The following is a 14,586-nucleotide window of genomic DNA, read 5'->3' as shown; positions in this document are numbered from 1 at the left end:
GGGCGGCGCTTGATCCATGGCAAGCCTTGCCGCAGATGACTCATGGACAATCCGCCGCCGGCGGGAATTTCTGTGCCGTGTCTGTGCCCAATCCGCTAGTCTTGCTGAATCCTGGAAGGAGCCGTCCCTATGTTCGAATCCGCTGAAATCGGTCACGCCATCGACAAAGAAACCTACGAAGCCGCCGTGCCCGCCCTGCGTGAAGCACTGCTTGAAGTCCAGTTTGAATTGCAGCAGCAAAAGCGCTTTCCGGTGATCATTTTGATCAACGGCATCGAAGGCGCCGGCAAGGGCGAGACGGTGAAACTGCTCAACGAATGGATGGATCCGCGCCTGATCGAAGTGCGCACCTTCGACCAGCAGACCGATGAAGAACTGGCGCGGCCACCGGCCTGGCGTTACTGGCGGATGCTGCCGGCCAAGGGGCGGATGGGGATTTTCTTCGGCAACTGGTACAGCCAGATGCTGCAGGGCAGGGTGCACGGGCTGTTCAAGGACCCGCGACTCGATCAGGCGATTGCCGGCGCCGAGCGTCTGGAAAAGATGCTGTGCGATGAAGGCGCGCTGATCTTCAAGTTCTGGTTTCACCTGTCCAAGAAACAGATGAAGGCGCGCCTCAAGGCCTTGGCCGACGACCCGTTGCACAGCTGGCGGATCAGCCCGCTGGACTGGCAGCAATCGGAGACCTACGACAAGTTCGTCAAATACGGCGAGCGCGTGTTGCGTCGCACCAGCCGCGATTACGCGCCGTGGCATGTCATCGAAGGCATGGACGCGCATTACCGCAGCCTGACGGTCGGCAAGATTCTGCTCGAAGGCCTGCAAAACGCATTGAAGCGCCCCGATGTGCACCCGCAGGCTGTCAGTGCCCAGCCACTGGGAACCTCGGTGGATCAGTTGAACCTGCTCGACAGCCTCAACCTGACCCAGCGTCTGGAAAAGAAAGATTACGAAGAGCAATTGATCACCGAGCAGGCGCGACTGTCCGGGCTGATGCGTGACAAGCGCATGCGCCGTCATGCGCTGGTGGCGGTGTTCGAGGGCAACGATGCAGCGGGCAAGGGCGGGGCGATCCGTCGGGTTGCGGCGGCACTCGATCCGCGTCAGTACAACATCGTGCCGATTGCCGCGCCGACCGAAGAAGAACGGGCGCAGCCGTATTTGTGGCGTTTCTGGCGACACATCCCGGCCCGGGGCAAGTTCACTGTGTTCGACCGGTCCTGGTACGGCCGGGTGCTGGTGGAGCGGGTCGAGGGTTTTTGCAGCACCGCCGACTGGATGCGCGCCTACGGCGAAATCAACGACTTCGAGGAGCAACTCGCCGACGCCGGGGTGATCGTGGTCAAGTTCTGGCTGGCGATCGACAAGGACACGCAGATGGAGCGTTTCCAGGAGCGTGAAGAGATCCCGTTCAAGCGCTTCAAGATCACCGAAGACGACTGGCGCAACCGCGACAAGTGGGACGCATACCGTGGCGCTGTAGGCGACATGGTCGACCGCACCAGCACCGAAATTTCGCCGTGGACATTGGTCGAGGCCAACGACAAGCGCTGGGCCCGGGTCAAGGTGTTGCGCACGATCAACCGTGCGCTGGAAGAGGCTTTCGAGAAGTCCGACAAGCACGCCAGGAAACACAAAGACTGACCGATGGGCACGCATACGCGAGGTGAATGATTGTCGCGGTCGGCGATTGGGTGGACTTATGCTCGGTCCACTCTCAACCGACTACAACAATGAGGTATGCCATGCGTGAAGTGGTGATCGTCGACAGCGTACGGACCGGCCTGGCCAAGTCCTTTCGCGGCAAGTTCAACCAGACCCGTCCCGATGACATGGCGGCCCATTGTGTAAACGCTTTGCTGTCGCGCAATGACGTCGACCCGGCCAGCGTCGAGGATTGCATCGTCGGTGCCGGTTCCAACGAAGGCGCCCAGGGCTACAACATCGGCCGTAATGTGGCGGTGCTCTCGCGACTGGGCACCGGCACCGCGGGCATGACCCTCAACCGTTTTTGTTCCTCAGGCTTGCAGGCGATTGCGATTGCCGCCAACCAGATCGCGTCGGGTTGCAGCGACATCATCGTTGCCGGCGGCGTCGAGTCGATCAGCCTGACGCTGAAAAGCGTCAACACCGATCACCTGATCAACCCGTTGCTCAAGCAGCAGACCCCCGGCATCTACTACACCATGGGCCAGACCGCCGAAGTGGTGGCGCGTCGTTATGGTGTCAGCCGCGAGGCTCAGGATCGCTACTCGCTGCAAAGTCAGATCCGCACCGCCCAGGCTCAGGCAGCCGGCCTGTTCAACGATGAAATCGTGCCGATGGCGGTGAAGTACCGGGTTGAAGACAAGAACAGTGGCCAGGTACAGATCCTCGACGGCATCGTCGATCACGATGATTGCAACCGCCCGGACACCACCTATGAAAGCCTTGCCGGGTTGAAACCGGTGTTTGCCGAGGACGGATCAGTGACCGCCGGCAACTCATCGCAGTTGTCCGACGGCGCCTCGATGACGCTGGTGATGAGCCTGGAAAAAGCCCTGCAACTGGGGCTCAAGCCGAAGGCGTTTTTCCGCGGTTTCACCGTGGCCGGTTGCGAACCGGATGAAATGGGCATCGGCCCGGTGTTCTCGGTGCCGAAGCTGCTCAAGGCCAAAGGTTTGCAAGTAGCGGACATCGACCTGTGGGAATTGAACGAAGCGTTCGCCTCGCAGTGCCTGTACGCCCGTGACCGGCTGGAAATCGACAACGAGAAGTACAACGTCAACGGTGGCTCGATTTCCATCGGCCATCCGTTCGGTATGACCGGATCGCGGCAGGTCGGGCATCTGGTGCGCGAGTTGCAGCGACGCAATCTGCGTTACGGAATCGTGACCATGTGCGTGGGTGGCGGGATGGGCGCGACCGGGTTGTTTGAAGCGGTGCGCTAGGCCCGTCTGCCGGAATCCATCAATCGCATCCGCGCGATGTACGCGCGGATTTCCTGCTCGGCTTTCTCGGGGCTGTCGAACGGCCCTTCGAGGGTGTTCTCCCGGGTGCTGAAAAACAGTTCGCCGTTGACCCGGCACACCCGGTCGCTGCGAAAGTGCGTGGCGGGGGCGGTGTCCTGGGCGCGCATTCCGAACATGATCGATCTCCTTGAGCGCTGCGCTGAATGGGATCCAAAGAGCTTATGCCTGAACCACTTGCAGCGCTTCGTCAGCCGATCAACGGCAACGCGTCAATTTAATGCTGCGACCTGCACAGTTTCATTAGCGGCCTGAGCACAACTGTCCCTGTGTCGGCCGTGGTCCTGCGCCTAGAATGAGCGCTCCTGTCATTGGCTTTCGGGGTTCTCATGCACGTTTCGTCGGGTCGCTGGGTGTACGGCATGTTCCTGGCCTTGTTGACCGCGTTTCTGTGGGGAATCCTGCCGATCAAGCTCAAGCAGGTGTTGCAGGTGATGGACCCGATCACGGTGACCTGGTTTCGCCTGACGGTATCCGGCGGCTGTCTGTTCATTTATCTGGCGGCGACCAAGCGGTTGCCGAGTCGCAAGGTGCTCGGGCCGAAGGGCGGCTGGCTGGTGCTGATGGCGGTGCTCGGGCTGGTGGGCAACTACGTGCTGTACCTGATGGGCCTGAACTTGCTCAGCCCCGGCACCGCTCAGTTGGTGGTGCAGATGGGGCCGATCATGTTGCTGATCGCCAGTCTGTTCGTGTTCAAGGAACGCTTCAGTATGGGTCAGGGCATGGGGCTGGCGGTGCTGCTGATCGGTTTTGCGTTGTTCTTCAATCAGCGTCTGGCTGAATTGCTGACGTCTTTGTCTGACTACACCGCCGGTGTGTTGCTGGTGCTGCTGGCATCGACGGTCTGGACGTTCTATGCGCTGGGTCAGAAGCAATTGCTGACGGTATGGAATTCGCTGCAGGTGATGATGGTGATCTACCTGTTCTGCGCTTTGCTACTGACGCCGTGGGTTCATCCGCTCGAAGCGCTGGAGCTGAGCCCGTTGCAAGGCTGGTTGCTGCTGGCGTGCTGCATGAACACCCTGATCGCCTACGGCGCGTTTGCCGAGGCGCTGGCGCATTGGGAGGCCTCGCGGGTCAGTGCGACGCTTGCGATCACGCCGTTGGTGACGTTTGGCGCGGTGGCGGTGGCGGCTGGGGTGTGGCCGGAATATGTGCATGCCGAGCAAATCAATTTGCTGGCGTATGGCGGGGCGGTGCTGGTGGTGCTGGGGTCGGCGCTGGTGGCACTGGGGCCTTCGCTGATTGCCGGGCTCAAGGCCCGGCGGGCGAAACTGTTGGTCGGATGATCCTTCCCACGCCAGGCCTGGGAAGGATCAGGATGACTCAGCCCTTGGCGCCGGCCTCGATCATGTTCTCCGGCCGCACCCAGGCATCGAACTCTTCATCGGTCAGATACCCCAGCTCCAGCGCCGCTTCGCGCAAGGTCTTGCCTTCGCTGTAAGCCTTCTTGGCGATTTCCGCCGACTTGTCGTAGCCGATGTGCGGGTTTAGCGCCGTCACCAGCATCAGGCCGCGTTCCAGATGTTGCGCCATGACCTTGGCATCCGGCTCAAGGCCAGCGATGCAGTGCTGCTGGAAGTTGCTGCAGCCATCGGCCAGCAGGCGGATCGATTGCAGCAGGTTGTGGATGATCACCGGTTTGAACACGTTCAACTGCAAGTGACCCTGACTGGCGGCAATACCGATCGTCACATCGTTGCCCAGCACCTGACAGGCCAGCATCGACAGCGCCTCGCACTGGGTCGGGTTGACCTTGCCGGGCATGATCGAACTGCCCGGTTCGTTGGCCGGCAGGCGCACTTCGGCAAAACCCGCACGAGGGCCGGAGCCCAGCAGGCGCAGGTCGTTGGCGATTTTCATCAGCGCCACGGCGAGGGTTTTCAGGGCGCCGGAAAGGGTGGTCAGCGGCTCGTGGCCGGCGAGGGCGGCGAACTTGTTCGGCGCGGTGACGAACGGCAGGCCGGACAACGCCGCCAGCTCAGCGGCAATCGCTTCGCCGAAACCGTGTGGCGAGTTGAGCCCGGTGCCGACCGCGGTGCCGCCCTGCGCCAGTTCGCAGACCGCTGGCAACGCTGAGCGGATCGCCCGTTCGGCGTAATCCAGCTGCGCGATGAAGCCGGAGATCTCCTGGCCGAAGGTGATCGGCGTGGCGTCCATCATGTGGGTGCGGCCGGTCTTCACCAGTTTCATGTGCCGCGCCGACAGCTCGGCCAGGCCACCGGACAGCTCGGCGATGGCCGGCAGCAGTTGGGTCTGCACTGCCTGCGCGGTGGCGATGCTCATGGCGGTGGGGAAGCAGTCGTTGGAACTCTGCGAGCGGTTGACGTGATCGTTGGGATGCACTGGCGACTTGCCGCCGCGCGGGTTGCCGGCCAGTTCGTTGGCGCGGCCGGCAATCACTTCGTTGGCGTTCATGTTGCTCTGGGTGCCGCTGCCGGTCTGCCAGACCACCAGTGGAAACTGGTCGTCGTGCTGGCCTTCGAGCACTTCGTCGGCGGCCTGTTCGATCAGGCGGGCGATGTCGGCGGGCAGATCGCCGTTGCGGTCGTTGACCCGGGCCGCGGCTTTCTTGATCAGGGCCAGGGCGTGCAGCACCGGCAAGGGCATGCGTTCCTGACCGATGGCGAAGTTGATCAGCGAGCGTTGCGTCTGAGCGCCCCAGTAAGCGTCGTCCGGGACTTCGATCTGGCCCAGGCTGTCGGTTTCGATACGGCTCATCGTGCACACTCCTGTTGGTCTGTTTGCGCAGTTTAGGCCCGGTGTGGACCAAGTGGTTCCATCCGCTCGATTGTTGCCCCGCCAGGCCCCGCCAATCAAGCGCGGCAAGGCTCGGGGGTTGAGCCGCAGCGTTATTCAGGCGCAGAATGGTCGCCCTTGGGGTTTTACCTCGCCTAGCTGAAAAGGAAACTCGATGACTCGTCTTCGTGCCATCTGCACCGCGGTTGCCCTGGTTTGCGCCAGCGGCCAGGTGTTCGCCGATACCGCCAGCCACAACGCCAGTGCCGAAACTTTCCTGACCCTGGCGCACGCTGACAAGCTGGGCACTCCGGTGTACATGCAAGTGCAGCAGATGTTCGCCCAGCGTTTTGAACAGACCAAGGCGCCGGAATCCAAGAAAGCCGTACTGGATACCTACCAGGCCAAGGCCAACGCCGCCCTGGACCAGGCCATCGGCTGGAACAAGCTGAAGCCGGACATGGTCAAGCTCTACACCAGCAACTTCAGCGAACAGGAATTGAAAGACCTGGTCGCGTTCTACCAGTCGCCACTGGGCAAGAAAGTCCTGGAAAAAATGCCGCAGCTGACACAGCAATCGGCCCAGATGACCCAGGCCAAACTGGAAAGCGCAGTACCGGTCGTCAACAAATTGCTGGACGACATGACCAACGAGCTGGCACCGAAAGGCGCTGCTCCGGCCAAGAAGAAGTAAGCGGAGTTCGTGATGACCATGCAACAACGCATCGAATCGACGCTGGCGCTGCTTCAGCCTGAGCATCTGCAAGTGCTGGACGAAAGCCACATGCACAGTCGCGGGTTGCAGACCCACTTCAAGGCAGTGGTGGTCAGCGCGCAGTTCGAAGGTCTGAACCGGGTCAAGCGCCACCAGAAAGTCTACGGCACGCTCGGCGAGCTGATGGGCGAGTTCCATGCGTTGGCGCTGCACACCTACACCCCGCAGGAATGGGCAGAGGTTGGAGCCGCTCCGGCGTCGCCGACCTGTGCCGGCGGCAGCAAGCATTAAACGTCGGTTTTTTGCTAGAATCCGCAACGCGCCGCTCACCCGGCGCGTTTTTTTTCGCATCCGGTTCACCCTTTACGAGGGTAGCCACCTGGAGAAATACCCATGACACAACCGATTGTCGTGGCGGCACTGTACAAGTTCGTCACCCTCGAAGATTACGTCAACCTGCGCGAGCCCTTGCTGCAAGCGATGGTCGACAACGGCATCAAAGGCACCCTGCTGATCGCCGAAGAAGGCATCAACGGCACGGTTTCCGGCAGCCGTGAAGGCATCGACGGCCTGCTGGCCTGGCTGCGCAACGATCCGCGCATGATCGACATCGATCACAAGGAATCGTACTGCGACGAGCAGCCGTTCTATCGCACCAAGGTCAAGCTCAAGAAAGAGATCGTGACCCTGGGCGTCGAAGGTGTCGATCCGAACAAGAAGGTCGGCACCTACGTCGAGCCGCAGGACTGGAACGCGCTGATCAGCGATCCGGAAGTGCTGCTGATTGACACCCGCAACGATTACGAAGTCTCGATCGGCACCTTCGAAGGCGCCATCGATCCGAAAACCACCAGTTTTCGCGAATTTCCCGACTACATCAAAGAACACTTCGACCCGGCCGTGCACAAGAAGGTCGCGATGTTCTGCACCGGTGGCATCCGCTGCGAGAAGGCATCGAGCTACATGCTCGGCGAAGGCTTCGAAGAGGTTTACCACCTCAAGGGCGGCATCCTGAAGTACCTCGAAGAGGTGCCGCAGGAAGAAACCAAATGGCAGGGCGACTGCTTTGTGTTCGACAACCGCGTGACCGTGCGTCACGACCTGAGCGAAGGCGACTACGATCAGTGTCATGCCTGCCGCACGCCGGTCAGCGTTGAAGATCGTGCTTCCGAGCATTATGTGGCCGGCATCAGTTGCCCGCATTGCTGGGACACCCTGAGCGAGAAGACCCGCCGCAGCGCCGTCGACCGCCAGAAGCAGATCGAACTGGCCAAGGCCCGCAACATGCCGCACCCGATCGGCTACAACTATAAGCAAGCATCCACCGAGGCTTAATCATGTCTGCACGCCTGCTCTATGTGATGGATCCGATGTGTTCGTGGTGCTGGGGATTTGCCCCGGTGGCCAAGGCATTGGTGGAGCAGGCGCAGGCAGCCGGGGTGGAGCTGCACCTGGTGGTCGGCGGGTTGCGCACCGGCAGCGGTGCGGCGCTGGAGCCGACGACCCGGCGCTACATTCTCGAGCACTGGCAGGCGGTCACCGAGGCCACTGGCCAGCCGTTCAAGTTCGAAGGCGCTTTGCCGGACGGTTTTGTCTACGACACCGAACCTGCCTGTCGGGCCATTGTCACCGCGCGCAGCCTGGCGCCGGATTGCGCGTGGAAACTGGTCGGGTTGATCCAGAACGCGTTTTACGGCGAAGGTCGCGATGTCACTCAGGCCAGCGTACTGGTGGAGCTGGCAGAGAAGGCCGGCGTCCCCCGTATCGAATTTGCTGCCCTGTTTGATCATGCCGATCAACACAAGGCGACCCAGGCCGATTTCAGTTGGGTTCAGGATCTGGGCATCGCCGGATTCCCGACCCTGCTCGCCGAGCGCAATGGCCAACTGGCGTTGCTGACCAACGGTTATCAGCCGCTCAGTGAACTGTCGCCGCTGCTCGGCCGATGGCTGGAGCGCGCCGCCTGTGTCTGACCCGGCCGATGACACGCCAGCCGTCAAGCGTGTCGACCGGCTGAGCTGGGCTGAAGTCCGGCGTCTGGCACTTCATCACAAAAAATCCCTGTGGATCGCCAACGGTGTGGCCGTACTGGCGACGCTGTGCAGCGTGCCGATCCCGCTGCTGCTGCCGTTGCTGGTAGACGAAGTCCTGCTCGGCCATGGCGATGCTGCGCTGAAAGTCATGAACCACGCGTTGCCGACGATGTGGCAGCAGGCGGCGGGCTACATCGGCCTGATGCTGGTGGTAACGCTGACCCTGCGTTGCAGCGCCCTGTGTTTTGGCGTGTTGCAGGCGCGGTTGTTTGCGCGGCTGGCCAAGGACATCGTTTATCGCATTCGTGTGCGTTTGATCGAGCGCCTGAAACGGATCTCGCTGGGCGAATACGAAAGCCTGGGAAGCGGCACGGTCACCACGCACCTGGTCACCGACCTCGATACCCTCGACAAGTTTGTCGGCGAAACCCTCAGCCGTTTCCTGGTGGCGATGCTGACGCTGGTCGGCACCGCCAGCATCCTGATGTGGATGCACTGGAAACTGGCGCTGCTGATCCTGCTGTTCAATCCGCTGGTGATCTACGCCACGGTGCAGTTGGGCAAACGGGTCAAACACCTGAAGAAACTCGAGAATGACAGCACTTCGCGCTTCACGCAGGCGTTGAGCGAAACCCTCGATGCGATCCAGGAAGTGCGCGCCGGCAACCGTCAGGGCTTCTTTCTCGGGCGCCTCGGCCTGCGGGCTCAGGAAGTGCGCAACTATGCGGTCAATTCGCAGTGGAAGACCGACGCCTCCAACCGTGCCAGTGGCCTGCTGTTCCAGTTCGGCATCGACATCTTCCGCGCGGCGGCGATGCTCACGGTGCTGTTCTCCGACCTGTCGATCGGCCAGATGCTCGCGGTGTTCAGCTACCTGTGGTTCATGATCGGCCCGGTCGAACAACTGCTGAATCTGCAATACGCCTATTACGCCGCCGGTGGCGCGCTGACACGGATCAACGAATTGCTGGCCCGTGCCGACGAGCCGCAATACCCCGGCGGTGTCGACCCGTTCAAGGGCCGCGATACTGTCGGGATCGAGGTGCAAGGCCTGAGCTTTGGTTATGGCGATGAACTGGTGCTGGATCAAATGAACCTGTCCATTGCGCCGGGCGAGAAAGTGGCGATTGTCGGCGCCAGTGGTGGCGGCAAAAGTACTCTCGTGCAATTGCTGCTCGGCTTGTATACGCCGCTGGCCGGGACTATCCGTTTCGGCGGATCGACCCAGCAGGAAATTGGCCTGGAAACGGTTCGGGAGAATGTCGCGGTGGTGCTGCAGCATCCGGCTCTGTTCAACGATACCGTGCGCGCCAACCTGACCATGGGCCGCACCCGCAGCGACGAAGCCTGCTGGCAGGCGCTGGAAATCGCTCAGCTCGAACCCACCATTCGTGCCTTGCCGGACGGGCTGGACAGCGTCGTCGGCCGCTCCGGCGTGCGCCTGTCCGGTGGCCAGCGGCAACGGCTGGCGATTGCGCGGATGATCCTCGCCGAACCCAAAGTGGTGATCCTCGACGAAGCCACTTCGGCCCTCGACGCCGCCACCGAATACAACCTGCACCAGGCCATGGCGCGCTTTCTCCATGGCCGCACCACGCTGATCATCGCCCACCGCCTGTCAGCGGTGAAGCAGGCAGACCGCGTGCTGGTGTTCGACGGCGGGCAAGTGGCCGAGGATGGCGACCACCAGCAACTGATTGCCGATGGCGGGCTGTACGCAAAGCTTTATGGGCATTTGCAGCGGTTGTAGGTCAGTTCCACAGCACCTCAAGTGCGTTGGCGGTGCCGTCGTAACCAAATTCCTTAACGATCACCGAGCAACTGGTGCAGGGTGGCATGGTCGTGGCCACGTCGACTGAAGCAATCATGTGGTTTTCGGGGTATTTCTGACGAAGCACGCTGATCAGTTTGGCTTCACTGTCCAGAGAGGTCGGCCGGCGGGTCAGCGCGGGCGTGTAGGTATCGATGTCCTTTATCGTATGGGGAATCGCCACCAATTGCCCTTCGCTCGAGACTTCCAGTGAGGTTCTGTTGAAGGTCTTGCCGAAGTCGATGTTGAAGTAGGTGGTGTCGCCGACAATCACTTTATCCGGCGCGAATGGAGGCTTGAACAGCGGCAGTTCCCCGGTCAGTCCTTGCGCGCCGGAAACGCTGACATACACCTCGCGCTTGCCGGTCGACGTCACGATGTCGGCGTAGGCGATGTTTCGCGGATTCTGCCCCTGGAAATGAGATGGGAGCAATGCCTGAAGTTTGTTCATCGCCTGATTGATTTTCAGATCAGCGCTTTGCCGGACATCGATTGTCTTCTTTAAAAACAGCCTGTCGAAGATGTCGGCGGTACGTTGACGAAAGGTCTCCGATGCGTCCCGGCTACGTGACCAGGATGCAGCACCGTCCGGCAGCCGGCTGACGATCATGCGCGTGGAATGATCGAACAACACCGCTTCACCGGGGCTGGTATCGACTTTAAGCAATTTGAGCGTGTCGGGCGGATTCGCATGGCCACCAATGCGAATGGCAATTTTCTCCATGGTTTCGAGGGCGCGTTCTACAGCCGGAATGCCGTAGATTCTCGCCATGTTGTTGGCATTGAGCGACCCGGTGTAGACCGTCATCAGTTCATCCTTCAGATCGGCAGGCAGGGTATTGGCCTTGCGCAGCGTCAACGGTGTAGCGAGGCTTTGTCCCTTGGGCAGTTCGGCGACGTAGAAGGATCCGGCGTCCAGTCGGGTGAACACATAGTGCCTCGAGTCGTCGATGGCGGGGACGATGGTGGCGCCGGCCTCGAAGATATCGAACTGATTCCGGGTGCCGAAGGGGATGTCCACTTTGATCCTTCCGTAAATCCCTTTTTGAAACGTCATCGTCGCCGGGTGTCTGCTTTTCTTTTTCAGGGTCTTGAGCAGCATCGCTCGACCTGAAGTGGCCGGGGTGTAAAGGCTGTCCCCGAACCAGGGTGCCCAGCCTTTCTTGGTGTCGTACGTTCCGTTGGCTGGCGTGGGGGCTGGATGGCCGGTGACATAGCTCGTTTTGCAGACGTCCGACCCCGGCACGCGCCGCACCCTGCAAGGCAGGGCTTTCAGTAGTGATTGATCATCGATCAGGTCGGCGCGGCGCAGCTGGTTGCCGTCCAGTCGATAAGGGATGTCATCAATCAGCAGTGTGGTTCGACCATCGACTTCAAGCACTTCCCGAATACGGGCGTGTTCCGGAAGCTGCGCGACGACGTGGGTTTCGCTCGGGGGCAATGTCCTGAAGCCGGATCGACCTTGCGCGAGGTTTTTGCCGTTGTTGCGCAGGCGCGGGCCGTAAGGCAGGGAGGTCATCGGGTCGACCAGATGAAAACGTTCCAGGTCCGACGGACCTGTATGGCGCAGGAGTACATCATCAATTCCGTTGACCGTCGCCAGCCGATCTCCGTTCGTCAGCGGCGTCCAGCGTCCGGGATCGATGGCCTGTGGCAGGTCTTGGATCAGTCGGTAGCCATCGGCCTTGCCCGCGAGCTTTCTGATGCCGCCAACACTCGTCCGGCCGATGAAGAGCAGCCCTTTCCCGGCACCGCCTCCCAGACCTTTGAGCAGCGAGGGAATACCGTCCAGCGGGTTGAAGTTTGCCAGTGAGCGGGTGAGGAGTTGGCGGGCCAATGTCGAAAACGGCGGCAGCGTTGCATTGACGACCATGCGAGTGGTGCCGGCAGCGGCGCGGAGCAGGCGCACCGAACCCGAGATGAATTTGCCGATCGGGCACAGGAACGACGCCAGGTCGAACAGCAGTCCGACCCCGCCCGTTATTTTGCCGACGGTATCGCCCGAAAGCAGATCTTCGATACTGCCCCAGAAAGGTACAAACCCTTTGACGATGGCCACGAACGTTTCCAGTCGCTTCTCGACTTTGGCCCGGTGGGTGTCGAACGTCGTCATGCCGCGGCACTGGAGCCGCAGTTGCTGTTCATCGACGTAGAGAAAGTTGGTTGCGATGAAATGCGCTACGTCTTTCAATCGGGAGTCAAGTATGGTGGCGTCGGCCTCGGCAGTGCTGGAACCGGCCGGTGCGGCTGTCGGCATGAATCCCATGATGTCGAGAAAACCTGTGCAGTACGCCCTTTCTGCCGGTGTTTTGCCATAGAGATGGGCCTGCCAGTCGAGCAGCAGTGAAGTGCTGAGATTGCGTTCGGGTGAATAGGTTTGTCCGGAGATTGCGGCGTGCAAGGGAAACTCGGTACGAACGCCTTTGATGGTCGAAAACCTCAAGCCTGTTCGCAGACGAATGACACCGGCACTGGGGATGAGCTCGTAATAGGTGATCTCGTCGTTGAAGATCACTTTTAGAACGAAACCCTTTCTTGCCCGAGTCTGTGCTGATTGTTCCTGCGATCCGTTTTGTTGCCGCAGGCTCAGCACCTGAACTTCACCCTGAGCCAGCGCTCGTCGGTCAGCCAGGGGAAGTGAAGCCAGCAAACTGGCAATCAAGGTCTGATAAGCCGGTCTGATGGTCGCCAGATAGTCGTTGAAGGCGGATTCAAACTGCGCGTTGATGTCTGGCAAAGACTTGCCAGCCCAGCCGGGAACTCCCGTATCGACCCGATCATAACCACCTCGCCAGTTTTCGCGCTCGGCATAGAGGACGCGCTGGTCATCCAGCCTGAGTGCTGTGGTGGATCGTGTGGTGCCGTCGGGCATGGAGACAATCCACCGCTTGCCGCCATCGAGCTGGCCATCTGTGTAGACGTCCAGAAAGTCGTGGCCCTGCTGCTTCTTCAGGTCCAGTGGCGCTCTTGAATGGCCATGGCTCGGATCGGCCGACATCAACTTCCGTCCGTCCCGGCTGAACGTAAAGCCGCTGAACCGGTCAGCCAGGACTTCTCTGGCCATCTTCAATCGATCAGGTGGAACCAGGTCCAGGGTCATCACGGATTTGTTCAAGTGTTCGCTTTGTTCTTCCAGCGCGGCCAGCGCTCGCTTGATATCTTCCTGGTCGTGACCGGGTGCCGCTCGCGCCGAAATGACGCCGGTGCACACTGCCCATTCAAGGGCGGGACTTATTCGCAGTCGTGCAATTGTCTCCAGCTCTGCAGGGGGGGCGTCAGCACTGCGTTCCAGAGGCAGATTGATCAGTTGCTGGAAAGACAGTGACTGCGACTGATCCAGACCAAGCACCTCGGCCAGCAGCACGCCGTGCATGAAGTTGACCCACACGATCGATGTCTTGTAACGAAGCTCGGGTGGGACATCGCGCACGGCAAAGTCTTTCGACCGGCGAGTCTGGAACACCTGGGCCAGCAGGATCGCCTCTTTGGTATTGGCAACCCGTCGGGTACTCAGCAAGTGCTGTTCGAAATCGCTGCGCAGGGTCTGGTAGCTTTTGCCCCAATGGACGGGGTCCTGCCAGCGGAAACCGGCGAGCTCTAGCGGTTCGTCGGCTGCCGGCGCGTGCAAATGCAAGCAGATGGCTTTGCATATCAACTGATAGCGCACGGACGCCAGGGTCTGTTCGCCGTCAGTAGCGCCGTACCATTTGAGCCTTTTCAGCAGCCGTTCTGTCAGGTCCAGTGATTCGGGGGAGTTGAGTATTCGCTGGAGGAAAACCGAAGGGGTCGCGCGCAGTTCTTCCGTGTCGGCAAGCCGCAAGATATCGCCACTCAAATGACGAATCAGCGAGGGTTTGCCGATCAAAAAGGTTTTGACCGTGTCCAGCATCCGTTCATTGATGCGTTCTGCCATGTACTGCTCCAGGGTCATGGAGGGCGCAATAGCCGGTGTTGCGACTCGTGCGGCCTTGAACCTTTTTCGGTCCCTGGCAGTCGGTTGGGGAACCAGCGATTCGATATCCGGGCTGGCATCCAGGCCCAGAGCCTTTCTGGCGCCGGATTCTGCGGTTGTCGATGGATCGGTTGAAGCTGAAGATGTCGATGGCATGTCACACTCCTTGTGAAGACATTTCCGATACAGAGGAAATGCCTGAAGTGCCCAGTTAATCGATCCCGCATTCGAGCGTGGCTGTACATATGTCTAGCCGGCGTTTGTCCTGAACTGAGGCTGATCCGCCGCTTGCCGGAACCCCGAACGCCTCCTAGTCTTTGGAGGTTGGT

Annotated in this window: 11 protein-coding genes; 8 read left to right on the top strand and 3 right to left on the bottom strand. The window is 60.6% G+C overall.

Annotated elements, in window-relative coordinates:
- Positions 1 to 129 precede the first annotated feature (129 nt).
- Together pap and AC07VV_RS26715 are read left to right on the top strand one after the other, a co-directional pair.
- A complete protein-coding gene (gene pap, locus AC07VV_RS26720) occupies positions 130 to 1,644 on the top strand; it encodes a polyphosphate:AMP phosphotransferase (RefSeq protein ID WP_495037957.1) in 1,515 nt (504 codons plus the stop codon).
- Between the two features lie 101 nt (positions 1,645 to 1,745).
- Positions 1,746 to 2,930: a thiolase family protein gene (locus tag AC07VV_RS26715; protein ID WP_495037956.1), complete on the top strand. Its 1,185-nt coding sequence runs from the start codon at positions 1,746 to 1,748 to the stop codon at positions 2,928 to 2,930.
- On the opposite strand, the gene AC07VV_RS26710 is transcribed toward AC07VV_RS26715, so the two are convergent.
- Positions 2,927 to 3,127 carry a DUF6316 family protein gene (locus tag AC07VV_RS26710; protein WP_495037955.1) on the bottom strand — a complete coding sequence of 67 codons (201 nt, stop codon included), beginning with the start codon at positions 3,125 to 3,127 and terminating at the stop codon, positions 2,927 to 2,929. The genes AC07VV_RS26715 and AC07VV_RS26710 overlap by 4 nt on opposite strands.
- Positions 3,128 to 3,337: 210 nt before the next feature.
- Between AC07VV_RS26710 and AC07VV_RS26705 the strand changes: the two genes are divergently transcribed.
- Positions 3,338 to 4,297 (top strand): DMT family transporter, encoded by a 960-nt coding sequence (locus AC07VV_RS26705; RefSeq protein WP_096821006.1) that lies wholly within the window; start codon positions 3,338 to 3,340, stop codon positions 4,295 to 4,297.
- 37 nt (positions 4,298 to 4,334) lie between these two features.
- On the opposite strand, the gene AC07VV_RS26700 is transcribed toward AC07VV_RS26705, so the two are convergent.
- Positions 4,335 to 5,729 (bottom strand): class II fumarate hydratase, encoded by a 1,395-nt coding sequence (locus AC07VV_RS26700; RefSeq protein ID WP_495037954.1) that lies wholly within the window; start codon positions 5,727 to 5,729, stop codon positions 4,335 to 4,337.
- A gap of 193 nt (positions 5,730 to 5,922) precedes the next feature.
- Here AC07VV_RS26700 and AC07VV_RS26695 point away from each other — a divergent pair, with 193 nt between their 5' ends.
- The 5 genes from AC07VV_RS26695 (at position 5,923) to AC07VV_RS26675 (ending at position 10,245) form a co-directional block, all read left to right on the top strand.
- On the top strand, positions 5,923 to 6,441 hold the full coding sequence (locus AC07VV_RS26695; protein WP_115078807.1) for a DUF2059 domain-containing protein: 519 nt from the start codon (positions 5,923 to 5,925) through the stop codon (positions 6,439 to 6,441).
- Between the two features lie 12 nt (positions 6,442 to 6,453).
- A complete protein-coding gene (locus AC07VV_RS26690; protein ID WP_065257175.1) occupies positions 6,454 to 6,753 on the top strand; it encodes a BolA family protein in 300 nt (99 codons plus the stop codon).
- A 102-nt stretch (positions 6,754 to 6,855) separates the two neighbouring features.
- On the top strand, positions 6,856 to 7,797 hold the full coding sequence (trhO, locus tag AC07VV_RS26685) for an oxygen-dependent tRNA uridine(34) hydroxylase TrhO (RefSeq protein ID WP_249482839.1): 942 nt from the start codon (positions 6,856 to 6,858) through the stop codon (positions 7,795 to 7,797).
- 35 nt (positions 7,798 to 7,832) lie between these two features.
- Complete coding sequence (locus tag AC07VV_RS26680) at positions 7,833 to 8,435, top strand: DsbA family protein (RefSeq protein ID WP_495038012.1); 603 nt, start codon at positions 7,833 to 7,835, stop codon at positions 8,433 to 8,435.
- Positions 8,428 to 10,245: an ABC transporter ATP-binding protein gene (locus AC07VV_RS26675; protein WP_495037953.1), complete on the top strand. Its 1,818-nt coding sequence runs from the start codon at positions 8,428 to 8,430 to the stop codon at positions 10,243 to 10,245. The genes AC07VV_RS26680 and AC07VV_RS26675 overlap by 8 nt, the downstream gene beginning before the upstream one ends.
- A 1-nt stretch (position 10,246) precedes the next feature.
- Here AC07VV_RS26675 and AC07VV_RS26670 read toward each other — a convergent pair whose 3' ends face one another.
- Positions 10,247 to 14,413, bottom strand: coding sequence for a hypothetical protein (locus tag AC07VV_RS26670; RefSeq protein ID WP_495037952.1), 4,167 nt, complete (start codon positions 14,411 to 14,413; stop codon positions 10,247 to 10,249).
- Positions 14,414 to 14,586 lie beyond the last annotated feature (173 nt).

Source organism: Pseudomonas sp. GW821-FHT02C04 (assembly GCF_059421845.1).
The sequence above is the reverse complement of the archived record's forward strand: the minus strand, read 5'-3'. Positions and strand labels throughout refer to the sequence as shown.

Coding starts and splice junctions, on each gene's coding strand:
- AC07VV_RS26710 (WP_495037955.1), bottom strand. CDS start 3,127: ATGTTCGGAATGCGCGCCCAGGACACCGCCCCCGCCACGCACTTTCGC.
- AC07VV_RS26680 (WP_495038012.1), top strand. CDS start 7,833: ATGTGTTCGTGGTGCTGGGGATTTGCCCCGGTGGCCAAGGCATTGGTG.
- AC07VV_RS26670 (WP_495037952.1), bottom strand. CDS start 14,413: ATGCCATCGACATCTTCAGCTTCAACCGATCCATCGACAACCGCAGAA.
- AC07VV_RS26715 (WP_495037956.1), top strand. CDS start 1,746: ATGCGTGAAGTGGTGATCGTCGACAGCGTACGGACCGGCCTGGCCAAG.
- trhO (WP_249482839.1), top strand. CDS start 6,856: ATGACACAACCGATTGTCGTGGCGGCACTGTACAAGTTCGTCACCCTC.
- pap (WP_495037957.1), top strand. CDS start 130: ATGTTCGAATCCGCTGAAATCGGTCACGCCATCGACAAAGAAACCTAC.
- AC07VV_RS26700 (WP_495037954.1), bottom strand. CDS start 5,729: ATGAGCCGTATCGAAACCGACAGCCTGGGCCAGATCGAAGTCCCGGAC.
- AC07VV_RS26690 (WP_065257175.1), top strand. CDS start 6,454: ATGACCATGCAACAACGCATCGAATCGACGCTGGCGCTGCTTCAGCCT.
- AC07VV_RS26695 (WP_115078807.1), top strand. CDS start 5,923: ATGACTCGTCTTCGTGCCATCTGCACCGCGGTTGCCCTGGTTTGCGCC.
- AC07VV_RS26705 (WP_096821006.1), top strand. CDS start 3,338: ATGCACGTTTCGTCGGGTCGCTGGGTGTACGGCATGTTCCTGGCCTTG.